This window comes from Pandoraea pneumonica, from assembly GCF_049918595.1.
In the GTDB taxonomy this organism is placed as follows: domain Bacteria; phylum Pseudomonadota; class Gammaproteobacteria; order Burkholderiales; family Burkholderiaceae; genus Pandoraea; species Pandoraea pneumonica_A.
Genome location: NZ_JBNCRZ010000004.1, coordinates 1 through 25,580 on the forward strand (window position 1 = coordinate 1; position 25,580 = coordinate 25,580).

Genomic DNA, 25,580 nt, shown 5'->3' on the forward strand with positions numbered 1-25,580 from the left:
GACTCCACGCCGATGATAGTGCGGATACCCGTGTGAAAGTAGGTAATCGTCAGGCTCCCCTAAAGACCCCTTGCTACTAAAGTAGCAAGGGGTTTTTGCTTTGTATCATCGCGAAAAGTGTTGCATTGACGTCGCGAAGTAGAACTTCGGATAGATCGACACCGGTTTCTCGCTTACGATTCGACCACGGGGTTAGCTGTGGTTCGGGGAGTGAAACTAGTGGTGGATCATGATCGACGTAAGCGCCATGCAACGTGGCGTAGTTGGACCTTGCTGAGTGGTGCGTTGGGCGTCGCGTTAATCATCACCGGTTGCGCGATACATCGGCCGTCGGATGAGGCAGTTGCCTCTACGTCGCTCACGGTGAATGACGAGATTGCACCGCTATCTGCGGCCGTCACACCTGAAGGCCTTCCGCCGCATTGGGAGACCTATCTCGTAACGCACAATAAACGTCGCACAAACTACGAGCAGACCTTAGATGCGCAAGGTGTGGCGGTCATTCGTGCGCAGGTCGACGAATCGGCATCGGGAATTGCGCAGAAACTCGATATTCCTATCTATCCAGGCGCCAAACTGCATTGGCGCTGGCGAGCCGATGCTATGCCTCCGTCCGCGGACCTTCGAACGAAGCGATACGACGACGCGCCGGTGCGTATCGCCCTCGCTTTCGATGGCGATTCATCGAAGCTGACGACACAGGATCACTTGCACCGCGAACTCGCACGTCTAGTGAGCGGGCGCGAATTGCCCTATGCGACCTTGATGTACACCTGGGGTGACGGACACTTCGCAGCCGATGAAGTCGTGCAAAACCCCTACACCGGCCGGATTCGAGCCATTGTGGTGGAAAGAGGCACCGATGGCCTCGGCACATGGCAAACCTATTCCCGTGATATCGCGAAGGATTACGAGAAGGCGTTCGGGGAGCCGCCGGGGCGTTTGATTGGAATCGCGATCATGAGTGATGGCGATAACACGCAATCGAAATTTACGGCCTGGTATGGCGACATTCGATTGGAGACTGACGGTATCCCGACGACCACCGCCGCGAAGTAAGTTTAATCAGCGCAAAAAAAGCCGGCTACTGCCGGCTTTTTTGTTGAAATATTGCTCGCGTGGTGAGCAACTTACTGGTCTCGACCGAAGTAGTTTTCGACGAGCTTCACCCAATAAGTGCCGCCCAGCGGCAGCAAATCATCGTTGAAGTCGTAGCTGGCATTATGCAGATTGCAGGGGCCCAGACCATGGCCGCTGTCGCGGTGGGTGCCATCGCCATTGCCAATGAAAACGTATGCGCCTGGTTTCTCAAGCAACATGAACGAGAAGTCTTCTGCACCCATCGTGGGCTCAACCTTATCGTTCACGTTCTCATCGCCAACCACTTGGCGCATGACGTCGGCGCACAGGGCGGCCATTGCGGGATCGTTAATCGTCGGCGGGTAATTGCGCTGGAACTCGACTTCGGCCGAACATCCCATCCCCTTGGCCACGAATTCCGAGATTTCGCGCAGACGCGATTCAATCAGGTCCAATACTTCGAGCGAGAAGGTACGGATCGTCCCGCCCAGCCACGCGGTGTCCGGCACGACGTTGGTGGTGTCGCCCGCATGAATCTGCGTAATCGACAGCACGGAGGCGTCGATCGGCCGTTTGTTGCGTGTGATGATACTTTGGAGCGCCTGCGCGACCTGCACCGCAGCAATGACCGGATCAATCCCTGCATTCGGAATGCCGGCGTGCGTACCTTTGCCGCGCAGTGTGATCTTGAATTCGTTGCTCGAGGCCATCATCGGGCCCGGCGTAACGGCAAAGGTACCCGTGGGGACCCCCGGCCAGTTGTGCATACCGAAAACAGCCTGCATCGGGAAGCGCTCGAACAAGCCGTCCTTGATCATCTCGCGTGCACCACCGCCGCCTTCTTCGGCAGGCTGGAAGATCAGATAAACCGTCCCGTCGAAATTACGATGCTTTTGAAGGTACTGTGCAGCGGCCAACAGCATGGCGGTGTGACCGTCGTGACCACAGGCGTGCATCTTGCCTTCATGTTTCGAGGCATGTTCGAACGTGTTCGCTTCTTTAATCGGCAGGGCGTCCATGTCGGCGCGAAGGCCGATCGCGCGATCGCTGCTGCCATTCTTGATGATGCCGACAAGGCCCGTCGTGCCCAGTCCGCGATGAATGGGGATGCCCCACTTGGTCAGCGTTTCGGCCACGACATCGGAGGTACGCTTCTCTTCGAAGCACAGCTCGGGATGCGCGTGAATGTCACGTCGAATGGTCTGAATTTCGCCGCGGGCGGCATCGATTTCGGGAATAAGCTTCATGACGGGGTTTCCTGCGTACGCAATGGCTCATCTTACCCCTAAAGGCAGGGTCTGGCACCTCGATAGGAAAACCCCGAACGTCAGTGCGGACCTATCCGGAAAATGCTGCAATGCCCCGTGGGGCGGGGCGAAGCGCCGATGAACGTAATACAATATCGCCAGCGTCACACCCCAGCCAGACGCGACATTTCGGTAGAGAGAGGAGTAGTTTCATGACGTCCAATACCCACGTCGTCCGGGCCGCTTGTCCGCATGACTGCCCCGATACGTGCGCACTTCACGTGACGGTGGAGAATGGCGTCGCGATTAAGGTTCAGGGCGATCCGGACCATCCGACGACCAAGGGCGTGCTGTGCACGAAAGTCTCTCGCTATACCGAGCGCACCTATCACCCGGACCGCCTGTTGCACCCGCTCAAGCGCGTGGGTCCCAAGGGGACCGGGCAATTTGTACAAGTGAGCTGGGATCAGGCGCTCGATGAGATCGCTACCCGTCTCAGGGAAATTGCAGCACGTGAGCCTGAGGCCATCCTGCCCTATAGCTATGCGGGCACGATGGGGTTTGTGCAAGGTGAGACGATGGCTGCACGCTTTTTCAACAAACTCGGGGCCTCCGAACTTGATCGCACCATTTGCGCGAGCGCTGGTGCCGCAGGGTTGCGCTACACCTATGGTGCCGGCGTCGGGATGCACGTCGAGCATTTCGTCGATAGCAAACTGATTCTTATCTGGGGCAGCAATCCGATTACGTCGAGCGTGCACTTCTGGGCGATTGCGCAGGAGGCCAAGCGGCGTGGTGCGAAATTGATCGCAATCGATCCATACCGCTCGCTCACCGCAGAGAAGTGCCATCAGCATATTGCGTTGCTGCCCGGCACCGACGCTGCGCTGGCGCTCGGCATGATGCACGTGCTGATCGCAGAGGACCTCGTCGATCATGAATACATTGCACGTCACACGATCGGGTACGCGCAATTGAAGGAGCGAGCGCAGCGCTATACGCCTGCGCGCGTGGCTGAGATCTGCGGTATCAGCGAAGAAGTTGTCGTGGCGTTGGCCCGTGAGTACGCCAGCGCCAAGCCCGCCGCGATTCGACTCAACTATGGCATGCAGCGCGCCAAGGGCGGTGGTCAGGCGACGCGCGCGGTGGCATGTTTGCCGGCGCTTATCGGCGCGTGGCGTCACCCGGCCGGCGGGTTGTTGATGTCGACGTCGGGCTATGCGCCGGTCGATGCGCTGGCGCAAGCCCGTCCGGACCTGCGTCCGATGCCGGAAAAGGTACCGCGGTTGGTGAACATGAGCGCCATTGGCGACGCACTCTGTCATCCAGGTGACGCGTCGTTTGGTCCGAAGATCGAGGCCCTCGTGGTCTACAACAGCAACCCAGTGGCCGTAGCCCCCGAGTCGAGTAAGGTAGCGTCCGGTTTCGGCCGAGAGGACCTGTTCACGGTGGTACTGGAGCACTTCCAGACCGATACCGCTGACTACGCCGATTTCATTCTTCCGGCGACCACGCAGCTTGAGCATCTCGATATTCACAAGGCGTACGGACACACCTACTTACTCGCGAATAATCCCGCGATTGCCCCACTGGGCGAGACAAAACCGAACTCGGAAATTTTCCGCCTGCTGGCCCAACGGATGGGGTGGCAGGACCTGTGCTTTACCGATTCGGACGATCAGCTTGCGGAGCAATCGATCCGTTGGTCGGATCCGCGTATGGCGGGCGCCGATTGGGAAACGCTCAAGCGTGACGGCTGGGTGCGCTACGACTTGCCCGAGGCGCCGTTTGCCAATGGCAGTTTCTATACGCCGTCTGGTAAATGCGAGTTTTACTCCGAGCGTATGCAGCAGGAGGGTTTTGACCCGCTGCCGGACTGGGTGCCGCCGTATGAATCGGTCGCAAGCAACCCGACGCTTGCAGCACGCTATCCCTTGGCAATGATTTCGCCGCCAGCGCGTAACTTCCTGAACTCAAGTTTCGTGAACGTCGATAGCCTGCGTGCTTCTGTAGGCGAGCCGACGCTGGATATTCACCCGGCCGATGCCGGGCCGCGAGGCATTGAGGATGGCGCGGGCGTGCGGATTTTCAACGATCGCGGCACATTGAACGCCAAGGCACGGGTGACGGAAAAGGCTCGCGAGGGCGTGGTGGTCGGCTTGTCAATCTGGTGGAAAAAGCTCGCACCGGACGGCAAAAATGCCAACGAGGTCACGAGCCAACAACTGACAGACCTCGGCCGTGCACCCACCTTCTACGACTGTCTGGTCGACGTCGCACCGGCCTGAGACGTCGGCGACGCATTCGCCTCGGCAGTAACCAACACTCGCCGACGTTTATCAACACGCGCCAATGCGCATGGAGCTTGCCATGTCGACCTTGCCGGCGAACGGGTTCGCGATTGGGTTTCGGTACCTCAAGGCATTGTCGGCATGGGCGTTGTTGTTGGCCGCCTGCGGTTGCAGTCAGGTGGGCTATTACGCGCAATCGATTAATGGCCACTTCACCATGCTGCACGAGGCGCATCCGGTGGATGAACTGCTCGCTGACCCTTCGCTCGATCCGCGTTTGCGTGCACGTTTGACAGAGGCGGAGCAGATTCGTAGCTACGCTGTGACTGCGCTCGGTGAACCCGACAACGGCAGCTATCGGAGCTACGCGGACATCAAACGTCCCTTCGTCGTCTACAACGTGTTCGCAGCGCCAGCACTCTCGCTAAAGCTCCATGAGTCGTGTCTGCTTGTCGTCGGGTGTGTCGAATACCGTGGGTATTACTCACGAGAGTCGGCGGAGGCGTATGCGGCCGAACTGCATCGGGACGGATGGGAAACCTTCGTCGCTGGCATTCCCGCGTACTCGACGCTGGGGTACTTCGATGATCCGTTGCTCAGCACCTTCATCTACTTACCACGTGCCGAAGTCGCGCGAATGATCTTCCACGAGTTGGCGCACCAAATCTTGTTCGTGCGAGGGGATACGACGTTCAATGAGTCGTTTGCGGTCACGGTCGAGACGGTCGGCGTGCAGCGCTGGTTGGCGGCGCATCCCGATGCGGCGATCGAGTACGAGCGGTACGACGCGCATCGACGGCAATTCCGCGATCTGGTCGAGGGGTATCGGAAGCAGTTGGAGACGCTGTACGACGGCACCGACACCGATGAGCAAAAGGCGGCGCAAAAGAACGCATTGTTCATCCGCATGCGCGCCGATTACGCGGCACTTAAGGCGTCGTGGGGTGGCTACAAAGGGTTCGATCTCTGGTTTGCCAGTGATTTGAACAACGCGAAGATCGGTTCATTCGCCACTTATAACCAATGGGTGCCGGCGTTCATGGCGTTGCTTGTGCAAGAGGGTAACGACTTGCCAAAGTTTTATAACGCAGTGAAAGCGCTGTCGAAGCGCAAGGCTTCCGAGCGTGATGCTGTGCTTGCCGAGCTCAATGAAACGCCTGCGGCGGTCGCGGCACGAGCGGCGCTGAATGCGCCCGCTCATGCGGCTAGATAACTAGGTAACTAGGTAATGGCACCCAAATCCGCAATATGTCCGGTGCGCTTGCACCGTCGCTGACCGGGGCGGCTGTCCCCGTTTCCTCGGTTAGGACCTGTGGGTCACGCAATCACCGACTTCAAATCACCCAAGAGCGCATACAGCTGACGTTGCCGATCCTCCGGCAGGCGGCCAAGGCGTTGTTCGATCCATTCCTCGTGGGCGCGCGCCATATTGGAGAACGCCTTCTTGCCACGCGGTGTCAGCTTGATCAAAAACGCACGCCGGTCGTTGGCGACGGTTTCGCGCGTCACCCATCCCTCTTTTTCCAACTGATCGGTAATGCCGGTAACGTTGCCGCCGGTCACCATCATGCGCTTGCTGAGCTCCCCCATTTTCAACCCTTCCGGATGACGGTCGAGTTGAGCGAGCAAATCGAAGCGCGGCAACGTGCAGTCGAAATCCTGGCGCAGGCGCGACCGGATGTCGGTTTCGATCATATTGGCGCAGGTGAGCAGTCGCAGCCAGAGACGCAGCGCGTCGTGCTCGCGGTCGTTGGCTCGCGTTTCGAGATCGAGAGAGTCGGAATCGGCGAGGCTCATGGGAGGCGATATGAAATTTACAGTATGGAAATTTTAGGTTTGAAATAAACGCCCGGTCAAGCCGGGTTTGCGCTGGCGGTTGGTTTGGAAACAACGCGCTACTTTGAGGGGGAGTAAGGCAGCGGAGGCGCGCAGCCAAACCTGCGAGGCGGGCGGTGGCGGTAGATGTGCAGGAAGTGCCCGGCAATAAGCCAGGCAATAAAAAAGGGCACCCGAAGGTGCCCTTTCGTCAAACAAAGACTAAGTGACAGAAACTGTCAGCTTAGAACTTGTGACGGATACCGGCCGTAACAGCGAACTGGTTCGTGCTGTTCGAGAAGCCCAGGCCGTTCAACGATGCGCCGCCAGGAGCGTCGTTGTTGGCGTGTTGCCACAGACCAACCAGGTACGTGTCCGTGCGCTTCGACAGGAAGTAGTCGACGCCCAGGTTGACTTGGTGGTACTTCGGCGACACGCTCGAACCGGTCAGGTTCAGCGTCGACCAGGTGTACGTGTACGATGCGCCCAGTTGCAGAGCCGGGGTCAGCATGTACTTGGCGTTCAGTTCGGCGTTGTCGAACTTCCAGCTGCCGCCACCAACGTATTGGTAGACCGAGTGACCGTAGACCAGACCCAGCGTGGCCGGACCGAAGGCGTACGAACCGCCTGCCGATGCGATCCATGCCTTGTCGCTGGCAACCAGACCGCCCAGCGTCATCGGGGTCGTAGCATCGCCACCGTTGTTGATCACGCCCGACGAGTTGCTAGCCGGCGAACCGAGGTACAAGTAGCCAGCGCCGAACGACACCGGGCCGTTTGCGTAGCCCAAGCCGAACGAGTAAGCACGGTTGTTAGCGAAGCCCGAACCGGTCGAACCATTGTTCGCCGAGTTCGAGAAGCCGTACATACCGCCAGCGCTGAAGCCGTTGTAGTTAACCGACGTGTACTTGACAGTGTTGTTCACGCGGAACGAGTTGTTCAAGTTGTCGTTATCGAACGGGTGAGCGCCCGCGAACGTCGACCATTGGCTGCCCGAAGCGTACGGACCAACGAAGTCAACCACGGAGTCGTACTGACGACCGATGGTCAACGTACCAGCCGTTGCGCTGCTCAGACCAACGTAGGCTTGACGACCGAACATACGGCTGTTCTGGCCCAGCGTGCCGCTGCCCAGGTTGAAACCGTTTTCCAGCACGAAGATTGCCTTCAGGCCACCACCGAGGTCTTCAGCACCCTTCAGGCCCCAACGCGAACCTTGCAGGTTACCGTTGGCGAACTGGAAGTTCTTCGAGGTGTTACCCGTGCCAGCCAGGTTGCCACCGGTCTTGCTGACGTATTGCAGGCCAGCGTCGATGATACCGTACAGGGTCACGCTGCTTTGAGCGTGAGCAGCGCCAGCGAATGCGCCGAGCACACCCAGAGCGAGAAGCGACTTTTTCATTGAGTGATCTCCAAAGGATTGTGAGATTTGTTTAACAAGGTCACTAGTGATAACGTCCTTGCTAATCAACTTCGCGAGAAGTTGGACGTAATGTAACAAATTCACTGTGGGCGGCAAAGGAAAAGGCCGGATTTGCGCGGGTTTGCGGCGACCTTTGTTTCGTTTACGCAACAGCCCGGAAACCGGCTTCTGGCGGGGGTTGCGCGCGTTTGCTCCCGCGCAAGGCACGTCTGGCAAAGGCGCGTATCATCCCCGGCAGACGCGGTGGAATCGTCCTAAATTCCACATTGTGAAAGATTGAAGTGAGTTGAAAGTAAGATGTTCTCAGACAGCCTCATCTCCGAACTTGACCGTGGCCTGCGCGCCATCGTGGGCGTCACCCAAGCTTCCCGGCCGATTCCTGCACCCGCAAAAGCTACCGCCGAGCTGACCGGAACCAGTGTGGCGAGCGAGCGGGGTGAAAACGTATCCGGCGATGCTGCCGACGACGCATTGAGTCCGCAGGAGCGTCGCCATGTCGCCGGTCTCATGCGCGTGAATCACGTCGGTGAGGTCTGCGCGCAGGCGCTCTATCAGGCGCAGAAGCTTGCGACCAAGCGGCCTGAGTTGCGGGCAGCGTTCGAACATGCGGGTAAAGAGGAAGAGGATCACCTCGCCTGGACAGCGCACCGGCTGTCCGAACTGGGCTCGCGTCCTAGCTTGCTCAATCCGCTTTGGTACGCCGGCGCGTTCGCGATCGGTTTCGTGGCGGGCAAGTGCGGCGACAACGTGAGTCTGGGCTTTATGTCCGAGACCGAGCGTCAGGTCGAGCGCCATCTCGATACGCATCTCGATGAATTGCCTGCCCATGACCTGCGCTCGCGGGCCATCGTCGATCAGATGCGTCTGGATGAAATCGAGCACGGTCAGGCGGCGCGCGACGCGGGCGGCATTGAACTGCCTGCGCCGGTGCAGCAGGTGATGCGTGCCGCTGCCAAGGTCATGACGACGACGGCCTACTATATATAGAGCACTGCGGTCGTCTCTGGCACTCTCCCTTTTCCCGTGTCGATCTCCCTCGCGTTGCGTGTGTCCGGTGGCATTTGGCGTGCTGCCGGAGGGCGCGCGTCTTGGCGTAAGCGCGCACTACCCCGTATCGATAGCACTGGCGGGCTTCGCGCGAGATTTGGTTACAAGTTTGAGGTTCCACTTTCACTATCGCAGTTATGTCATTAATTTTCCTGACAAAAATTGGTTCGGCTGCTTGAGGAAAGTGCGCTAAGTCATTGTTCTGTCTGACAAATCCCGTCCGAAAAACCGGCGAAACGCTTGACCGGCCAAACACTCTCCTCTAAAGTGGGAAATAGTGTGAGAAAGTGTATTTTTGTGTGCTGTAGGGCACGAAATCTTTCTCTCTCGGCATGACGGACAGGCGGTCGAAACCTCACGGGAGCGCACGTGTTTCAGGGAGCCTCGGCACTTTCACTGGATGCAAAGGGACGGATGTCGATTCCGGCCCGGCATCGTGACGTGCTCCAAGGCGAGGCCGAAGGCAAGGTCACGATCACGAAGCACCCCGATGGTTGTCTGCTGCTGTTTCCGCGTCCCGAATGGGAGATCTTCCGCGGCAAGATCGCCGCACTGCCGATGGATGCGCACTGGTGGCGCCGCATCTTCCTGGGCAACGCAGCCGACGTCGAGATGGATTCGGCGGGGCGTGTCCTGGTAGCGCCGGAATTGCGTGCAGCCGCGGGCATGGACAAGGAAGTCATGCTGCTGGGCATGGGCAGTCACTTTGAACTCTGGGATGCCGCGACTTACGCCGCCAAGGAACAGGCAGCGATGGCGCAGGGTATGCCGGAAGCACTGAAAAACTTCACTTTTTGATTGATTAGGTGGTCCGACGAGCATGGCGCACGCGGTGGAAACGGTAATGCAGCACCGCACGGTCCTGCTGGACGAGGCCGTGAATGCCCTGCTGTGGCGCGACGACGGCGTATACGTCGACGGAACGTTCGGCCGGGGCGGGCACAGTCGCAGGGTGCTAGAGCGGCTGGGCGCCCAGGGGAGACTGATCGCATTCGATAAGGATCCCCAAGCGATCGCGGAGGCGGCAAAGATTGCCGATCCGCGATTTTCGATTGAGCACGACAGCTTTGCGACGCTGCGCGATGGGCTTGCCCGTCGCGGCGCGAACAAGGTGTCGGGCGTATTGCTGGACCTGGGCGTGTCGTCGCCGCAGTTCGACGACCCCGCGCGCGGCTTCAGCTTTCGGTTCGACGGGCCGCTCGATATGCGCATGGACACCACGCGCGGCGAGTCGGCCGCCGAGTGGCTGGCCCGAGCAACGCTGGAAGAAATGACGGAGGTCATCAAGGACTATGGGGAAGAACGGTTTGCTTTTCAGATTGCAAAGGCGCTTGTTGCTCGCCGGGCAAACGCCGACCACCTCGGTCCACTCGTCAGCACTCGCGAGCTTGCCGAGATCGTGGCTGGCGCCGTCAAGACCCGTGAGAAGGGCAAGGACCCGGCAACACGCACCTTTCAGGCTATACGGATTCACGTCAATCAAGAGCTTGCGGATCTCGAGATAGCGCTTGAAGCGGCGGCCGATGTCCTCGAAACGGGAGGCAAACTCGTGGTGATCAGCTTTCATTCGCTGGAAGACCGCATCGTGAAGCGCTTCATGCAAGCGCGCACGAGCGCGCCGGTGGTGGATCGCCGCGTGCCTTTGCGCGCCCACGAAATTCCCGAACCTCCCTTCAAAGCCCACCGCAAGATCAAGCCTTCCGACGCTGAAGTGGCAGCCAACCCGCGTGCGCGCTCGGCGATCATGCGTGTGATGGAGCGGGTGTCAGCATGAGCCGGCTCAACATTCTCCTGCTCGCGCTGCTGATCGGCTGCGCACTGTCGCTCATCAATGCGCAATACCGGGCGCGCGGTACGTTCGTCGAACTGAACCGCGAGCAGGCGCTCGAGCATCAGTTGCTGCAAGACTGGGACCGCCTCCAGTACGAGCAAAGTGCGCAGAGCAAGAGCGCGCGCATCGAGAATGTGGCCCGTAGCGACCTGAAGATGCAGGCCGTCTCCCCCGGTCGCACGCAATATCTCTCGGCCCCGGCCGGTGGCACGGGCGCGATGGTCGATGTGCCGGTGCCGACCGCAAGCGCCGCGTCGGCCCCCGCCAGCGGAGGCAAGCGATGATCCGCCGCAAAGACGCCAAGGCCAAGACCAAGGATGTGCAGTTCTCTGCCAGCCCGGTGCTGTCCGTGCGTTTGCCGATGTGGCGCTCGAAGATGCTCGTCTTCGTGATCTTCGGCGCCTTCGCAGCACTGGCGGCACGTGCGTTCTGGATTCAGGGGCCGGGCAACGCCTTCTATCAACGTCAGGGCGAGAGCCGTTACGAACGCACACTGGAAATGTCCGCTACGCGCGGCAAAGTGTTCGACCGTAACGGGCAAGTGCTCGCCACCAGCTTGCCGGTCAAGGCGATCTGGGCGATTCCCGAAGACGTGCCCGATGACGTTTCCACCGAACAGGTGCGCAAGCTCGCGCGTCTGCTCGAAATGGGCGAGCCCGATCTGCGCCGAAAGCTCAATCAAGACAAGAGCTTCGTCTACGTGAAGCGTCAGGTGCTGCCCGACGTGGCCAAGCAAGTGGCCGATCTCGATATCCCGGGCATTTACCAGCGCAAGGAATACAAGCGCTTCTATCCGGAAGGCGAGATCGCCGCGCACATCGTCGGCTTCACGAACGTCGAGGATATTGGTCAGGAAGGCGTCGAGCTCTCGATGCAGAAAGACCTCGCCGCGACGCCGGGCAGCCGCCGGGTGATCAAGGATCGTCTGGGCCGCGTGGTCGAGGATCTCGATATCCTGGCGCAGCCGCGCGACGGCCACGACATCACGCTCTCGATCGACAGCAAGATTCAATTCCTCGCTTACAGCGAACTGAAGGATGCCATCGACCGCACCGGTGCCAAGGCGGGCAGCGCCGTCGTGCTCGACGTGCGCACGGGTGAAGTGCTCGCGCTGGTGAATCTGCCGACCTACAACCCGAACAACCGCACCAATCTCACGGGCGCCCAGTTGCGCAACCGCGTGATCACCGACACGTTCGAGCCCGGCTCGATCATGAAGCCGATCACCGTAGCGGCGGCGATCGAGCATGGCTACGTGAAACCGATGACGACGGTGATGACCACCGGCCGGGCCAACTTTTTCGGTGCGACGATCACGGACACGCGCGACTACGGTCTGCTCACCGTGCAAGGCGTGATTCAGCACTCCAGCAATATCGGCACCGCGAAGATTGCCCTGCAAATGAAGCCGCAGGAAATGTGGGACATGTTTACTAGTGTCGGCCTCGGTCAGGCACCGAAGATCGGCTTCCCCGGTGCCGTGGCCGGTCGGCTGCGCCCGGCCAAGAGCTGGCGTCCGATCGAGCAGGCGACGATGGGCTACGGATACGGTCTGTCCAGCTCGCTGATTCAGCTCGCACGTGCCTACACCGTGTTCGCCCATGACGGCGAACTGCTGCCGATCTCGATCTACAAGACCGATGGCAGCACGGTCAAGGGCACGCCGGTCATTTCGCCTGCGACGGCCCGCGAAGTTCGCAAAATGCTCGAAATGGTGACCTCGCCGGGCGGTACCGCCACGCGTGCACAAGTCATCGGTTATCGCGTGGGCGGCAAGACCGGCACAGCGTACAAACAATCGGGCAAGGGCTACGACAAGAGCAAATATCGTGCGTCGTTCGTCGGCATGGCGCCGATGTCCGAGCCGCGCATCATCGTGGCGGTCACGCTCGACGAGCCGGGCCGTGGCGCGCACTACGGCGGTGTGGCTGCCGGTCCGGCATTTGCCGCGATCGTGGGCGGCACGCTGCGTTCGCTGAACGTGGTGCCGGATTCGCCCGTAACCAAGCTCGTCGTGAGCGACAAGGTGGAGGAGAGCGAGCCATGGGCACCGTGAACTCCACCCCGGTCACGTTGACCATGATCACCAACGCCACCGAGCGTGCCACGTTGGCGCAGGCTTGGGATTGGCTGCGCCGCACGGTACCGGCCGGTGCTATCTTGCACGCCGACAGCCGCCGTGTCGGGCCGGGCGATGTGTTTGTGGCCTACGCCGTGAAGGGGGCCGATAGCCGTGGCTTTATTGCCGACGCGGTAGAGCGCGGCGCTGCGGCGGTGCTCTGGCAGAGCGACGATTTCACGTGGCCGTCAGGGATGGCGAATCTCGGTAACGTGCCGAATTTCGGTGTTGCGCGCCTCGACTGGCTCGCAGGCCCACTGGCTTCGCTGTGGTACAGCGAGCCGAGCGTCGGCATGACGATGCTTGGCGTGACGGGCACCAACGGCAAGACGTCATGCAGCCAATGGCTGGCGCAGTTGCTCACGAAGGCGGGCACACGAAGTGCCGTCATCGGTACGCTGGGCAGCGGCTTCCCCGGTCATCTGACCGTCACCGGTTTTACGACGCCCGACGCCGTGCAATTGCAGCGCAGCCTCGGCGATCTTCGTGCGCAAGGTGCCGCGGCGGTAGCGATGGAAGTCTCGTCGCACGGGCTGTATCAAGGACGCGTGAACGGCGTGGCATTCGACGTCGCCGTGTTCACCAATCTGACGCAGGACCATCTGGACTATCACGGCACGATGGCGGAATACGAAGCCGCCAAGACGCGTCTGTTCGACTGGCCGGGTCTGAAGGCTGCGGTCATCAATCGCGATGACGCGATGGGCCAACGACTGTTGGCACGTCTCAAAGGCAAAACGCCGGTCTTTGAGTACGGCCTGCATGGCGACGCGACGTCGACGCATGGCAATCGCGTGCTGCGTGCGGAAGACATCCGGGCCACGACGATCGGTACGCGCTTCACGCTGCATATCGATGGTCACAGCCAGCAGATCACCGTGCCGCTGATCGGTGAATTCAATATTAGTAACGCGCTGGCCGTGCTTGGCGCGGCGCTCGCGGCCGGTGTGCCGCAGGACGCTGCCATTGCCGGGCTTGCCACGCTCACGTCGGTCTCCGGTCGCATGGAGCAGATCGGGCAACCGGGGCAGCCGCTGGTGGTGATCGATTACGCCCACACGCCCGATGCCCTCGACAAGACGCTCGCCGCGTTGCGCCCGGTGGCCGACGCCCGTGGCGGCAAGCTCGTTTGCGTGTTCGGCTGCGGTGGTGATCGCGACGCGGGCAAGCGTCCGCAGATGGGCGCGGTGGCCGAGCGTCTGGCCGACGCGGTGGTGCTCACGAGCGACAACCCGCGCGGCGAAGTGCCCGCCGAGATCATGGCGCAGATTGCTGCCGGTCTCGCACAGCCCGACGCCGCGCGCCGCATCGAGGACCGCGCGAGCGCGATTCTGCAAGCCGTGCGCGGTGCACAGGCCGCCGACCTGGTGTTGATCGCCGGTAAAGGGCACGAAAGTACACAGGAAATCATGGGCAAGAAGAAGCCGTTCTCCGATCAGGAGCACGCACGCCTGGCACTCGCGGCGCGTGCAACGACCGTGCGCGGAGGTGGCGAATGAGTATGTGGCAACTGAGCGATGCACAAGCCGCCGTGGCCGATTCCCGCGTATTGGGCGAGGCGTCGACGGCGTTTTCGCGCATCGTGACCGACAGCCGCTCGGTGCAGCCGGGCGATTTGTTCGTGGCGATCAAGGGCGAGCGCTTCGATGCACACGACTTCCTCGCAGACGTAGTGCGCGCTGGCGCGGCTGCCGTCGTGGCGTCGCGCGTGCCGGAAGGCTTCGAAGCCCCGGCGCTGATCGTGCCCGACACGCGCATCGCGCTGGGTGAACTGGCCGCCGCATGGCGCCGTGGCTTTGCGATTCCGGTGGTCGCGGTCACGGGCAGCAATGGCAAGACGACGGTCAAGGAAATGATCTCGGCGATTTTTGCCGAAGCGGTCGGTGCCGACGCGCGACTGGCGACGGCCGGTAACTTCAACAACGACATCGGTCTGCCGCTCACGCTGTTCCGTCTGAAGGACGGCGACAAGCTCGCCGTGCTCGAACTGGGCATGAATCATCCGGGCGAGACGGCCTATCTGGCGCGCATTGCGCAGCCGACGGTCGCTGTCATCAATAACGCGCAACGCGAGCATCAGGAATTCATGGTGAGCGTGGCTGCGGTAGCCGAAGAACATTCGGCGGTGCTGGCGGCGCTGCCGGTTGACGGCGTCGCGGTGTTCCCGGCAGAGAGCGAATTCGCGCCGATGTGGCGGGAAATTGCCGAGGCGCGCGGCACGAAGCGTCGCGTGCTCGACTTCGCACTCGATGTCCGCGCAGCCGTGTCTGGCCGCTACGACGTGGCGACCCGCGTGCTGCGTGTCGACACGCCCGCGGGTGGCTTCACGGTGAAGTTGCCGCTGCTCGGTGAGCACAACGCCCGCAACGCACTGGCTGCGATTGCGTGTGCTGTCGGCGCGCATGTGGATATTGGTTCGATCGTGCGGGCACTTGAAGCGTTTTCTGCCGTCAAAGGCCGTCTTCAGGTGTCGACGCTCTCGAAGGGACCGCTCGCCGGCGTCACGCTGATCGACGACACCTATAATGCGAACCCCGATTCGGTTCGGGCCGCAATCGACGTACTCGCGCAGACCCCCGCACCTCGTGTGCTGGTGTTGGGTGACATGGGCGAAGTGGGCGACAACGGCCCTGAGTTTCATCGGGAAGTTGGCGAATACGCGGCACAACGCGGCATCGATTTGTTGATGGCGTTAGGCGAGCAAACGCAAGACACCGTGACCGCCTTCGGCGACGGCGGCGAGCATTTCGCCGATGTCGCTCCGCTGGCGGCGGCGTTGGGGACAAGGCTGAGCGCACCGGCGACGGTGCTGGTGAAAGGATCCCGCTTTATGCGGATGGAGCGCGTGTTGGAAGCACTGCGCGCTACGAGTGAAACCGGGGGCGGCAACGCCCCGGCTAAGTAAAAAAGGATTGATGGAATGTTGCTGACGTTGGCGCAATGGCTGCAAGCGGATGCGAGCTATTTGCGCGTGTTCAACTACCTGACGTTTCGGGCCGTGATGGCAAGCCTCACGGCGCTGGTGATCGGGCTCTCGTTCGGGCCGATGGTCATCCGCAAGCTCGCCGAAATGAAGGTGGGCCAGGCCGTGCGTACCGACGGCCCGCAGACTCACCTGGTGAAGTCGGGTACGCCCACGATGGGCGGTGTGCTGATTCTGATCGGCATTACCGTCGCTACGCTGCTCTGGGCAGATCTGAGCAACCGTTTCATCTGGATCGTGCTGACCGTCACGCTGGGTTTCGGCATCATCGGCTGGATCGACGATTACCGGAAGGTGGTCTACAAGGACCCGCGCGGTATGTCGTCGCGCGAGAAGTATTTCTGGCAATCGATCATCGGTTTGTTCGCCGCCATTTATCTGGCGTTCTCGGTGTCCGAGACGAGCAATCTGAAGGTGTTCGAGCTGTTCATCAGCTGGGTGCGTAACGGTTTCCCGCTCGATTTGCCGCCGAAAGCCGACTTCATCGTGCCGTTCTTCAAGACGATGAGCTACCCGCTGGGCGTGTTCGGATTTATTGCGCTCACGTACTTTGTCATCGTCGGCTCGTCCAACGCCGTTAACCTCACCGACGGTCTCGATGGCCTGGTGATCATGCCGGTGGTGCTCGTGGGCGCCGCGCTCGGCGTGTTCGCCTACGTGATGGGTAACGTCGTCTACTCGAAGTACCTGCTGTTCCCACATATCCCGGGCGCGGGCGAATTGCTCGTGTTCTGTTCGGCGATGTCGGGGGCGGGGCTCGCGTTCCTATGGTTCAACACTCACCCGGCGCAAGTCTTTATGGGCGATGTGGGCGCGCTCGCGCTCGGCGGCGCACTGGGCACCGTGGCCGTCATCGTGCGTCAAGAAGTCGTGCTCTTCGTGATGGGCGGTGTGTTCGTGGCCGAGACGCTGTCGGTGATGCTGCAAGTCACGTGGTTCAAGTACACGAAACGACGATTCGGCGAGGGGCGGCGCATCTTCAAGATGGCGCCGCTGCATCACCACTTCGAATTGTCGGGCTGGAAGGAAACGCAGGTCGTGGTGCGCTTTTGGATCATCACGCTGATGCTGGTGCTGATCGGCCTGTCGACGCTGAAGCTTCGCTAAGGCGTTAGTTAAGCAACAAGAAGTAACAAAGCGCTAAAGGTAGGACCGCTCGCGCCGATAGTGGGAGATCGGCGGCAAAGAAGCGATGCATTCGTAGGTTGTTTGAATCGATAAAAGGAAGAGCGACGTGTTTGGCGAGAAGTTTGGTGAATCCTGGCAACCGCGTGTCCTGATCCTGGGTCTGGGAGAGTCCGGCCTGGCGATGGCACGTTGGTGCGCGCGTTACGGCTGCCGCGTCCGTGCGGCAGACACGCGCGAGTTGCCGCCGAGCGCGCCGAACGTCGCTACCCTGCACGCCGAAGCCCCGCAGGCCGAGTTCATCGGTGGCGCGTTTGCCGATCGCATCGACCCGTTGCTCGACGAGATCGAGCTGATCGGCATCAGTCCCGGCCTCTCGCCGCTCGTGCCCGATGTGGCTGCGCTGTTGGCCGAAGCCGCCGAGCGCGGCATTCCGGTGTGGGGCGAAATCGAATTCTTCGCGCAGGCGCTGCGTCATATGCAGGCGACGAGCGGTTACGCACCCAAGCTGCTTGCGATCACCGGTACGAACGGCAAGACCACGACGACGAGTCTGGCCGGCTTGCTGTGCCGTCGCGCGGGCAAGCGTACTGCTGTGGCGGGCAATATCAGCCCAACGGCGCTCGACCGTCTGACCGAGTGCATTGCGGACGCAACACTGCCCGATGTCTGGGTGCTTGAGCTCTCCAGCTTTCAGCTCGAGACCACGTACTCGCTCGCGCCGGACGCCGCGACCATTCTCAACATCACGCAAGACCATCTGGACTGGCACGGCAGTATGGATTCGTACGCCGCCGCCAAGGCCCGCATTTTCGGGCCGCAGACGGTGCGTGTGCTCAACCGCGACGACTCGCGCGTGATCGCCATGGCCTCGCCCGAGGCGAACGTGGTGACGTTCGGCACGCAGGCCCCCGACGCCGTTGGCGATTTCGGTCTCGAGATGGAAGGCGGCATGTGGTGGCTGGTGGAAGGCATCACGCGTGACGACGCGCCACCTGCCCCGAAGCGCCGCAAGGCGGGTGCCGAACAAGCGCCGGTCGAAGTGTTCTCCAAGCGTTTGATGCCAGCGGATGCGTTGCGCATTCGCGGCCAGCACAACGCGTCGAATGCGTTGGCGGCGCTGGCGCTGGCGCGGGCCATCGATCTGCCGATGGCCAAGTTGCTGCACGGCCTGCGCGAATACCCGGGCGAGCCGCATCGCGTGCAACTCGTCGCGAGCATCAACGAAGTCGAGTTCTACGACGACAGCAAGGGCACCAATGTCGGTGCCACGGTCGCGGCGATCACCGGTCTGGAAAAGAAGCTGGTGCTGATTCTGGGCGGCGACGGCAAGGGGCAGGACTTCTCGCCGCTGGCCAATCCGGTCGCGCACCACGCGCGCGCCGTGTTCCTCATCGGCCGTGATGCCGGGTTGCTGCGCGAAGCGCTGACCGACACGGGTGTCGATCTGATCGATGCATCGACGCTCGAAGACGCCACGCGCGAAGCGGCCAAGCTGGCCCAGCCGGGCGACGCCGTGGTGCTCTCGCCCGCGTGCGCCAGCTTCGACATGTTCCGCAATTACGAACATCGCGCGCAGGTATTTCGCGACACCGTGATTGATCTGGCCGCCGACGCGGGGGTGATGCTATGAACCGTCTCAAGTCGTTCTTCAGCAAGAAGCGTCAGGCCGGTTTCGCCGGTGCCGGGGCCGACACGGCACCGGGCGCTGCGACCAGCGCCGCGAGCCGCACGCTGGGCAGCATCAAGCCCACGCGCTCGCGCATGCTCGAATACGATCACGCACTGATGTGGGTGGTGATCGCGCTGCTCTCGCTTGGCCTGGTGATGGTGTACTCGGCGTCGGTCGCGCTGCCCGATTCGCCCAAGTACAGCGGCTACTCGACGTATCACTTCCTCGGTCGCCACATCGTGTCGCTCACGATGGGCCTGACGGCGGCCGCGATTACGTTCCGCATTCCGGTCAAGACCCTCGACAAGCTCGCGCCCAAGCTCTTCCTGCTCGCGCTGCTGCTGCTCATCATCGTGCTGATTCCGCACGTGGGTAAGGGCGTGAACGGCTCGAAGCGCTGGATTCCGTTTGGCGTGCTCAACCTCCAGCCGTCGGAAATCATGAAGCTCGCGGTGACGCTGTACGCCGCGAACTACACCGTGCGTAAGCAGGAATTCATGCAGAGCTTCGGCAAGGGCTTCTTGCCGATGGGTATCGCCGTGGTGTTCGTCGGCTTGCTGTTGCTGCTTGAGCCGGACATGGGCGCGTTCATGGTGGTGGCCGCCATCGCGATGGGCATCTTGTTCCTCGGCGGCGTGAACGGACGTCTGTTCGGCGGGCTCGCGCTCACGGCGGTCGGCACGTTCGCCATGCTGATCTGGCTCTCGCCCTGGCGTCGCGAGCGGATCTTCGCGTACCTCGATCCGTGGCGCGAAGACTACGCGCTGGGCAAGGCTTATCAGTTGACGCACTCGCTCATCGCATTCGGTCGTGGCGAATGGACTGGCGTGGGGCTGGGCGGCAGCATCGAAAAATTGCACTACCTGCCCGAAGCGCACACCGACTTCATCCTCGCCGTGATCGGTGAGGAATTCGGTTTCGTCGGCGTGCTGGTGGTGATCTTGCTCTTCTACTGGCTGGTGCGCCGCGCGTTCGAAATCGGCCGTCAGGCACTGGCGCTGGAGCGCACATTCGCCGGGTTGCTGGCCAAGGGCGTGGGCGTGTGGCTCGGTGCGCAATGCTTTATCAACATGGGCGTGAATCTGGGCCTGCTGCCGACCAAGGGGCTGACGTTGCCGCTGGTCAGTTACGGCGGCTCGGGCATCTTGCTCAACTGTGTGGCCGTGGCGATTTTGCTGCGGGTGGATTACGAAAACCGCGTGCTGATGCGGGGAGGAAAAGTATGACCGAGCGCGCTACCGCGATGCCGGCACCGGAGACGAAGACACGCACGCTGCTGGTCATGGCCGGCGGCACGGGTGGTCACGTCTTTCCGGGCCTCGCGGTTGCCAATTTCTTGCGCGTGCAGGGCTGGCGCGTGGTGTGGCTCGGCAATCCGAACGGCATGGAAGCGACGCTCGTGCCGAAGTACGACATTCCGATGGAGTTCGTGAAGTTCGGCGGACTGCGCGGCAAGGGGCTGATGACCAAGCTGCTGCTGCCGCTGAACCTGCTGCGCGCGTTCGGCCAAAGCCTCGCGGCCGTGCGTCGCGCCAAGCCGAGCGTGGTGCTGGGCATGGGCGGTTACATCACGTTCCCGGCGGGCATGATGGCCTCGCTGCTCGGCCGCCCGCTGGTGCTGCACGAGCAGAACTCGGTGGCCGGACTGGCGAACAAGGTGCTCGCGCGCGTGGCCGATAAGGTGCTGCTGGCGTTCCCCGACACCATCGAGCGCGGCGAGTGGGTCGGCAACCCCATTCGCGCCGATTTCGACGACATGGCGCCGCCCGCCGAGCGTTACGGTGCGCGCACCGGTCCGCTGCGCATTCTGGTGGTGGGTGGCAGCTTGGGCGCGACAGTGCTCAACGAGATCGTGCCGAAAGCGCTGGCGAAGCTGCCGCGCGAGACGCGTCCGCAAGTCACGCATCAGGCGGGCGTCAAACATATTCAGACGTTGCAGGCGAACTACGCCGCAGCGGGGGTGACGGTCGAAGCGGTGCCGTTCATCGACAACATGGTCGAGGCCTATGCAGCGGCGGATCTGGTGATCTGCCGTGCAGGTGCGATGACGGTGGCCGAAGTGGCCGCAACTGGGGTGGCGGCGCTGTTCGTGCCGTTCCCGCATGCGGTCGACGACCACCAGACAACGAATGCGCGTTTCCTCGCCGATAAGGGCGCGGCAACGCTGATCGATCAGCGCGAGCTGTCGGTCGAGACCCTGGCCGAGTGGCTGCGCCGTCAGACGCGTGAATCGCTGCTCGCGATGGGAGAGAAAGCCAGGGCGCTCGCCAAGCCGGACGCCACCGAACAAGTGGCGCGCGTGTGCGCGGCTCTGGCCAAGGATTGAAATGAAACACATCGTCAAACACATTCACTTTGTCGGCATCGGCGGCTCGGGTATGAGCGGCATTGCCGAGGTGTTGCTCAACCTGGGGTATCAGGTGAGCGGCTCCGATCTCGGCGACAACGCCGTGACGCAGCGCCTTGCCGCGCTGGGCGCGCGCGTCGCCCGCGGCCATGCGGCCGAACACATCGAAGGCGCGGATGCCATCGTGGTGTCCACCGCGATTACCGCAGACAACCCTGAAGTCCTGGCAGGTCGCGCCCGTCAGATTCCGATTGTGCCGCGCGCGCTGATGCTCGCGGAACTCATGCGTCTGAAGCAGGGCATCGCCATTGCGGGCACGCACGGCAAGACCACCACGACGAGTCTGGTGGCGAGCGTGCTGGGGCAGGGCGGGCTCGATCCGACCTTCGTGATCGGCGGCCGTCTGAACAGCGCGGGTGCGAATGCCAAGCTCGGCACGGGCGACTTCATCGTGGTCGAGGCGGACGAATCGGACGCCTCGTTCCTGAATCTGAATCCGGTCATCGAAGTCATCACGAACATCGATGCCGATCACATGGATACCTACGGGCACGACTTCGCGCGGCTCAAGCAGTCGTTCGTGGCCTTTACGCAGCGCCTGCCGTTCTACGGCATTGCCGTGCTGTGCGTGGACGATCCGAACGTGCGCGAGATTCTGCCGTTCGTCTCGAAGCCGATCGTGCGCTACGGCCTGTCGGAAGACGCACAGGTGCGCGCGGTCAATGTGCGCGCTGACGCCGGGCGTATGTGCTTCACGGTGCAGCGCACGTTCGGCGACGGGGCACCGCCGCTCGACATCACGCTGAACCTGCCGGGCGAGCACAACGTGCGCAACGCGCTGGCCGCGATTGCGATTGCGACCGAACTGGAAGTGCCCGACGCGGCGATTCAGCAGGCGCTGGCCGAATTCAACGGCGTGGGCCGTCGCTTCCAGCGCTATGGCGAAATCGCGCTGCCCGAAGCGAACGGCGGCGGCACGTTCACGCTGATTGACGACTATGGTCATCACCCGGTCGAGATGGCCGCAACGCTGGCCGCGGCACGTGGCGCCTTCCCGGGTCGCCGCATCGTGCTGGCGTTCCAGCCGCATCGCTACACGCGCACGCGCGATTGCTTCGAAGACTTCGTGAAGGTGCTTTCCGAAGCGGATGCGGTGGTACTCGGCGAAGTGTATTCGGCTGGCGAAGCGCCCATCGTGGCGGCGGACGGCCGCGCGCTGGCGCGCGCGTTGCGTGTGGCGGGCAAGGTGGAACCGGTTTTCGTGGAAGACGTCGCGCAACTGCCCGACGCCATTTCGCAGGTCGCCCGTGCGGGCGACGTTGTCATCACCATGGGTGCCGGCTCGATCGGCGCGGTGCCCGCGAAGTTGCAAGTTCAGCAAGGAGTTTGACGTGAGTGCTTTCGATCCGAAACGTTTCGGCAAAGTTGGCGTCCTGATGGGCGGGCGCTCGGCCGAGCGTCAGATCTCGCTGATCTCGGGGAATGGCGTGCTCGAAGCACTGCGCTCGCGCGGTGTGGACGCCCATGCTTTCGATACCGGCATGAATGACCTCGCCGCGCTCGCGGCACAGAAGTTCGACCGTGTGTTCATCGCACTGCACGGCCGCTACGGCGAAGACGGCACGCTGCAAGGCGCGCTGGAGCATCTGGGCATTCCTTACACCGGCAGCGGCGTGTTGGCTTCCGCGCTGGCGATGGACAAGGAAATGACCAAGCGCGTGTGGATCAACGAAGGGCTGCCGACGCCGCGCTTCACGATGCTCAACGCCGATAGCGACTTCGATGCTGTGGCGCGCGATCTCGGGCTGCCGCTGATCGTCAAGCCGTCGCGCGAGGGCTCGACCATCGGTCTGACGAAGGTCACCGACGCGTCGCAAATGAAAGCCGCGTACGAGAAGGCTGCCGTACTCGACCCGGATGTGCTCGCCGAAGAGTTTATCGACGGCGACGAGTTGACCGTGCCGGTGCTGGGTGTGGGCACCAAGGGCGCTGCTGCGGCACGTGCGCTGCCGGTGATCCGCATCGTCGCGCCTGACGCGAACTACGACTACCAGAACAAGTATTTCAAGGACGACACCCGCTACGAGTGCCCGCCACCGCTGTCGGTCTCGTTGCAGGAAGAAGTGCAGCGCCTCGTGTTGCGCGCGTATCTCGTGTTGGGTTGCCGTGGCTGGGCGCGTGCGGATGTGATGCTGCGCAAGCGCGACAACAAGCCGTATCTGTTGGAGATCAATACGTCGCCGGGCATGACCGGCCACTCGCTGGTGCCGATTTCGGCGCGGGCGGCGGGCCTGTCGTATGAAGACCTGGTGGTTGAAATTCTGGCAACTGCGACGCTCGATTTGCACCCGAACGCGCAGTGGAAACCTGAGTGACATCTTGAACAACGCGTTGAAGAACGCCCTGATACGGAAAGCGAATCGCCATGTGGCAAAACGTACGCCTGCTCAACGCCATCGCGAGTGCGCTCGTCGCACTTGTCGTGCTGGCGGCGCTCGCGGCGGGCGGCCATTGGCTGATTCAGCGGCCGATCTTCACGCTCAAGGCGATTCAGATCGATGGGGACGTGTCTCACATCAATGGGCCGACCTTGCGTGCGAATGCGGTGTCGCGGTTGAAGGGCAACTTCTTCACGATCGATCTGGATGCCACGCGTGCGGCGTTCGAAGCGGTGCCGTGGGTGCGTCATGCGAGCGTGCGCCGCGTGTGGCCGAACCAGCTCGCGGTGACGATCGAGGAATACAAGCCGCTTGCGACGTGGAACGACGGCCGTCTGGTGAGCGTGGACGGCGAACTGTTTGCGGCGAATCTGGCCGAAGCGGAGGACGACGGCAAGTTGCCGGAGTTCGCGGGCCCGCCGGGCAGCGAGAAAGATGTGACGGCGCGCTACTACGACTTCGTGAAGTGGTTCGCGCCTTTGAATATGAAACCCGAAGCGGTCACGCTGTCGAACCGTTACGCCTGGGGCGTGCGGTTGGTCGGCGGATTGCAGTTGGCGCTGGGTCGCGAGCGTACGCCCGAGACGCTTGTCACACGCAGTCGCCGTTTTGTGCAGGCGTATCCGCAGGTAGCGGCACGCTGGGGCAATCAGATCGAGTATGCCGATCTGCGTTACCCAAACGGTTTTGCAGTACGGGCCGCAGGCATGCGTTTCTTGAGCGAAGAGCAGGCCAAGAAACTGGCCGCAGCACCGGTGCAAAAGCGGGATTCGCCGAAGCCGGCAGCGAAGAAACCCGCCGCCCCGGTCAAGCGAAGCCAGTGAGACTTCAGGACTTACACACGCTATGAGCAAAGATTACAAGGATCTGTTGGTCGCCCTCGATATCGGCACGTCGAAAGTCGTGGCGGTGGTGGCCGAGCTGCGCCCTGAAGGCCGTTATGAAGTGATCGGTCTCGGTCAGAGTGAATCGCGAGGTCTGAAAAAGGGCGTCGTGGTCAACATCGAGGCCACCGTGCAGTCGATTCAGCGTGCGCTCGAAGAAGCGGAGTTGATGGCCGATTGCAAGATCACCAACGTGTTCACGGGCATTGCCGGCAGCCACATCCGCAGCTTCAATTCGAGCGGCATGGTGGCGATCAAGGACAAGGAAGTGACGCAGGCCGATGTGGCGCGCGTGATCGAGACCGCCAAGGCGATCAACATCCCGACCGATCAGCAGGTGCTGCACATCCTGACCCAGGAATTCATCATCGACGGTCAGGAAGACGTGCGCGAGCCGATCGGCATGAGCGGCATTCGTCTTGAAGTGAAGGTGCATATCGTGACCGGCGCCGTGTCGGCCGCACAGAACATCGTGAAGTGCGTGCGCCGCTGCGGCCTCGAAGTGAACGACCTGATTCTGCAACCGCTCGCGTCGAGCATTTCGGTGCTCACGGAAGACGAGAAAGAACTGGGCGTGGTGCTCATCGATATCGGTGGCGGCACGACCGATATCGCGATCTTCAGCGAAGGCGCGATCCGTCACACGGCTGTGATTCCGATCGCTGGCGATCAGATCACCAGCGATATCGCGATGGCCGTGCGTACGCCGACGCCCGATGCGGAAGACATCAAGATTCAACACGGCATCGCCAAGCAGTCGCTGGCCGATCCGGACGAAATGATCGAAGTGCCGGGCCTTGGCGAGCGCGGTCCGCGCACGCTCTCGCGTCAGGCACTCGCGGCGGTGATTGAACCGCGCGTGGAAGAACTGTTCTCGTTGGTGCAGCAAGTGGTGCGCGAGTCGGGATACGAAGAATTGCTGTCCTCGGGCATCGTGCTCACGGGCGGCGCAGCGATGATGCCGGGCATGGTCGAACTGGGCGAGGACATCTTCCTCAAGCCCGTGCGTATCGGCGTGCCGGAGTACGCAGGCGGCTTGGCCGACGTCGTGCGCAGCCCGCGCTACGCGACGGCGATGGGCCTGCTGCTCGAGGGGCGCTCGCAACGCATGCGTGGCCGTAAGGTCGCCGTGCAATCGGGACAAGCGAACCAGGTGTGGACGCGCATGCGCGACTGGTTCTTCAGCAATTTTTAAGTCGTTTTATTAGGTTGTTTGAGGGGTGTGGATTCGGTGTTGAACCCATGGGCGGCTTACCCGAGCGGCTTGTGTTCAGGCAG

The 25,580-nt window shown here is 61.9% G+C and carries 21 protein-coding genes; 18 read left to right on the top strand and 3 right to left on the bottom strand.

The genetic code is table 11. The features are described 5' to 3' along the window. Positions 1-219: 219 nt before the first annotated feature. The gene (locus ACPWR9_RS16550; protein WP_426299389.1) at positions 220-1,059 is read left to right on the top strand and encodes a DUF3047 domain-containing protein; all 840 of its coding nucleotides are present in this window, start codon (positions 220-222) and stop codon (positions 1,057-1,059) included. Between the two features lie 71 nt (positions 1,060-1,130). On the opposite strand, the gene ACPWR9_RS16555 is transcribed toward ACPWR9_RS16550, so the two are convergent. Then, a complete protein-coding gene (locus ACPWR9_RS16555; RefSeq protein ID WP_150681072.1) occupies positions 1,131-2,327 on the bottom strand; it encodes a M20 aminoacylase family protein in 1,197 nt (398 codons plus the stop codon). Between the two features lie 212 nt (positions 2,328-2,539). On the opposite strand from ACPWR9_RS16555, the gene ACPWR9_RS16560 reads away from it, so the two are divergent. Beyond that, positions 2,540-4,615: a molybdopterin-containing oxidoreductase family protein gene (locus ACPWR9_RS16560; RefSeq protein WP_426299391.1), complete on the top strand. Its 2,076-nt coding sequence runs from the start codon at positions 2,540-2,542 to the stop codon at positions 4,613-4,615. 82 nt (positions 4,616-4,697) lie between these two features. Further along, a complete protein-coding gene (locus ACPWR9_RS16565; RefSeq protein ID WP_426299393.1) occupies positions 4,698-5,831 on the top strand; it encodes an aminopeptidase in 1,134 nt (377 codons plus the stop codon). 104 nt (positions 5,832-5,935) lie between these two features. Here ACPWR9_RS16565 and ACPWR9_RS16570 read toward each other — a convergent pair whose 3' ends face one another. Both ACPWR9_RS16570 and ACPWR9_RS16575 read right to left on the bottom strand, forming a co-directional pair. Further along, a complete protein-coding gene (locus tag ACPWR9_RS16570) occupies positions 5,936-6,415 on the bottom strand; it encodes a MarR family winged helix-turn-helix transcriptional regulator (RefSeq protein ID WP_426299395.1) in 480 nt (159 codons plus the stop codon). A gap of 262 nt (positions 6,416-6,677) precedes the next feature. Further along, entirely contained in the window at positions 6,678-7,835 is a 1,158-nt protein-coding gene (locus ACPWR9_RS16575; protein ID WP_426299397.1) for a porin, read from the bottom strand. 318 nt (positions 7,836-8,153) lie between these two features. Between ACPWR9_RS16575 and coq7 the strand changes: the two genes are divergently transcribed. The 15 genes from coq7 (at position 8,154) to ftsA (ending at position 25,497) form a co-directional block, all read left to right on the top strand. Then, positions 8,154-8,843 carry a 2-polyprenyl-3-methyl-6-methoxy-1,4-benzoquinone monooxygenase gene (coq7, locus tag ACPWR9_RS16580; RefSeq protein WP_426299399.1) on the top strand — a complete coding sequence of 230 codons (690 nt, stop codon included), beginning with the start codon at positions 8,154-8,156 and terminating at the stop codon, positions 8,841-8,843. Between the two features lie 429 nt (positions 8,844-9,272). Further along, positions 9,273-9,701 (top strand): division/cell wall cluster transcriptional repressor MraZ, encoded by a 429-nt coding sequence (gene mraZ, locus ACPWR9_RS16585; protein WP_039406026.1) that lies wholly within the window; start codon positions 9,273-9,275, stop codon positions 9,699-9,701. A 46-nt stretch (positions 9,702-9,747) separates the two neighbouring features. Further along, positions 9,748-10,677 (top strand): 16S rRNA (cytosine(1402)-N(4))-methyltransferase RsmH, encoded by a 930-nt coding sequence (gene rsmH, locus ACPWR9_RS16590; protein ID WP_426299401.1) that lies wholly within the window; start codon positions 9,748-9,750, stop codon positions 10,675-10,677. Then, positions 10,674-11,018 (top strand): cell division protein FtsL, encoded by a 345-nt coding sequence (gene ftsL, locus ACPWR9_RS16595; protein WP_087686358.1) that lies wholly within the window; start codon positions 10,674-10,676, stop codon positions 11,016-11,018. The genes rsmH and ftsL overlap by 4 nt, the downstream gene beginning before the upstream one ends. Further along, on the top strand, positions 11,015-12,790 hold the full coding sequence (locus ACPWR9_RS16600; RefSeq protein WP_426299403.1) for a peptidoglycan D,D-transpeptidase FtsI family protein: 1,776 nt from the start codon (positions 11,015-11,017) through the stop codon (positions 12,788-12,790). Before ftsL ends, ACPWR9_RS16600 begins: the two co-directional genes overlap by 4 nt. Positions 12,791-12,813: 23 nt before the next feature. Beyond that, the gene (locus tag ACPWR9_RS16605) at positions 12,814-14,352 is read left to right on the top strand and encodes a UDP-N-acetylmuramoyl-L-alanyl-D-glutamate--2,6-diaminopimelate ligase (RefSeq protein ID WP_426299925.1); all 1,539 of its coding nucleotides are present in this window, start codon (positions 12,814-12,816) and stop codon (positions 14,350-14,352) included. Next, on the top strand, positions 14,349-15,758 hold the full coding sequence (locus tag ACPWR9_RS16610) for a UDP-N-acetylmuramoyl-tripeptide--D-alanyl-D-alanine ligase (protein ID WP_426299405.1): 1,410 nt from the start codon (positions 14,349-14,351) through the stop codon (positions 15,756-15,758). Before ACPWR9_RS16605 ends, ACPWR9_RS16610 begins: the two co-directional genes overlap by 4 nt. 15 nt (positions 15,759-15,773) lie before the next feature. Further along, positions 15,774-16,943 (top strand): phospho-N-acetylmuramoyl-pentapeptide-transferase, encoded by a 1,170-nt coding sequence (mraY, locus tag ACPWR9_RS16615; protein WP_426299407.1) that lies wholly within the window; start codon positions 15,774-15,776, stop codon positions 16,941-16,943. Positions 16,944-17,070: 127 nt separating this feature from the next. Continuing rightward, positions 17,071-18,594 (top strand): UDP-N-acetylmuramoyl-L-alanine--D-glutamate ligase, encoded by a 1,524-nt coding sequence (murD, locus tag ACPWR9_RS16620; protein ID WP_426299409.1) that lies wholly within the window; start codon positions 17,071-17,073, stop codon positions 18,592-18,594. After that, entirely contained in the window at positions 18,591-19,859 is a 1,269-nt protein-coding gene (gene ftsW / locus ACPWR9_RS16625; RefSeq protein ID WP_150681059.1) for a putative lipid II flippase FtsW, read from the top strand. The genes murD and ftsW overlap by 4 nt, the downstream gene beginning before the upstream one ends. Further along, the gene (gene murG / locus ACPWR9_RS16630) at positions 19,856-20,959 is read left to right on the top strand and encodes an undecaprenyldiphospho-muramoylpentapeptide beta-N-acetylglucosaminyltransferase (protein ID WP_426299411.1); all 1,104 of its coding nucleotides are present in this window, start codon (positions 19,856-19,858) and stop codon (positions 20,957-20,959) included. The genes ftsW and murG overlap by 4 nt, the downstream gene beginning before the upstream one ends. Before the next feature lies 1 nt (position 20,960). Then, positions 20,961-22,370, top strand: coding sequence for a UDP-N-acetylmuramate--L-alanine ligase (gene murC, locus ACPWR9_RS16635; RefSeq protein WP_426299413.1), 1,410 nt, complete (start codon positions 20,961-20,963; stop codon positions 22,368-22,370). Between the two features lies 1 nt (position 22,371). Beyond that, positions 22,372-23,355, top strand: coding sequence for a D-alanine--D-alanine ligase (locus ACPWR9_RS16640; RefSeq protein ID WP_426299415.1), 984 nt, complete (start codon positions 22,372-22,374; stop codon positions 23,353-23,355). Between the two features lie 50 nt (positions 23,356-23,405). Further along, positions 23,406-24,242 (top strand): cell division protein FtsQ/DivIB, encoded by an 837-nt coding sequence (locus ACPWR9_RS16645; protein WP_426299417.1) that lies wholly within the window; start codon positions 23,406-23,408, stop codon positions 24,240-24,242. 22 nt (positions 24,243-24,264) lie between these two features. Beyond that, entirely contained in the window at positions 24,265-25,497 is a 1,233-nt protein-coding gene (gene ftsA, locus ACPWR9_RS16650; RefSeq protein WP_010806905.1) for a cell division protein FtsA, read from the top strand. The last annotated feature ends 83 nt before the right edge of the window (positions 25,498-25,580 follow it).

What these genes read in the sequence shown, in the direction of transcription:
- ftsW (WP_150681059.1), top strand. Translation starts at nt 18,591, where the DNA reads ATGAACCGTCTCAAGTCGTTCTTCAGCAAGAAGCGTCAGGCCGGTTTC.
- ftsA (WP_010806905.1), top strand. Translation starts at nt 24,265, where the DNA reads ATGAGCAAAGATTACAAGGATCTGTTGGTCGCCCTCGATATCGGCACG.
- ACPWR9_RS16555 (WP_150681072.1), bottom strand. Translation starts at nt 2,327, where the DNA reads ATGAAGCTTATTCCCGAAATCGATGCCGCCCGCGGCGAAATTCAGACC.
- coq7 (WP_426299399.1), top strand. Translation starts at nt 8,154, where the DNA reads ATGTTCTCAGACAGCCTCATCTCCGAACTTGACCGTGGCCTGCGCGCC.
- mraY (WP_426299407.1), top strand. Translation starts at nt 15,774, where the DNA reads ATGTTGCTGACGTTGGCGCAATGGCTGCAAGCGGATGCGAGCTATTTG.
- murG (WP_426299411.1), top strand. Translation starts at nt 19,856, where the DNA reads ATGACCGAGCGCGCTACCGCGATGCCGGCACCGGAGACGAAGACACGC.
- ftsL (WP_087686358.1), top strand. Translation starts at nt 10,674, where the DNA reads ATGAGCCGGCTCAACATTCTCCTGCTCGCGCTGCTGATCGGCTGCGCA.
- ACPWR9_RS16560 (WP_426299391.1), top strand. Translation starts at nt 2,540, where the DNA reads ATGACGTCCAATACCCACGTCGTCCGGGCCGCTTGTCCGCATGACTGC.
- ACPWR9_RS16605 (WP_426299925.1), top strand. Translation starts at nt 12,814, where the DNA reads ATGATCACCAACGCCACCGAGCGTGCCACGTTGGCGCAGGCTTGGGAT.
- ACPWR9_RS16565 (WP_426299393.1), top strand. Translation starts at nt 4,698, where the DNA reads ATGTCGACCTTGCCGGCGAACGGGTTCGCGATTGGGTTTCGGTACCTC.
- ACPWR9_RS16575 (WP_426299397.1), bottom strand. Translation starts at nt 7,835, where the DNA reads ATGAAAAAGTCGCTTCTCGCTCTGGGTGTGCTCGGCGCATTCGCTGGC.
- murC (WP_426299413.1), top strand. Translation starts at nt 20,961, where the DNA reads ATGAAACACATCGTCAAACACATTCACTTTGTCGGCATCGGCGGCTCG.
- ACPWR9_RS16610 (WP_426299405.1), top strand. Translation starts at nt 14,349, where the DNA reads ATGAGTATGTGGCAACTGAGCGATGCACAAGCCGCCGTGGCCGATTCC.
- ACPWR9_RS16570 (WP_426299395.1), bottom strand. Translation starts at nt 6,415, where the DNA reads ATGAGCCTCGCCGATTCCGACTCTCTCGATCTCGAAACGCGAGCCAAC.
- ACPWR9_RS16600 (WP_426299403.1), top strand. Translation starts at nt 11,015, where the DNA reads ATGATCCGCCGCAAAGACGCCAAGGCCAAGACCAAGGATGTGCAGTTC.
- rsmH (WP_426299401.1), top strand. Translation starts at nt 9,748, where the DNA reads ATGCAGCACCGCACGGTCCTGCTGGACGAGGCCGTGAATGCCCTGCTG.
- ACPWR9_RS16645 (WP_426299417.1), top strand. Translation starts at nt 23,406, where the DNA reads ATGTGGCAAAACGTACGCCTGCTCAACGCCATCGCGAGTGCGCTCGTC.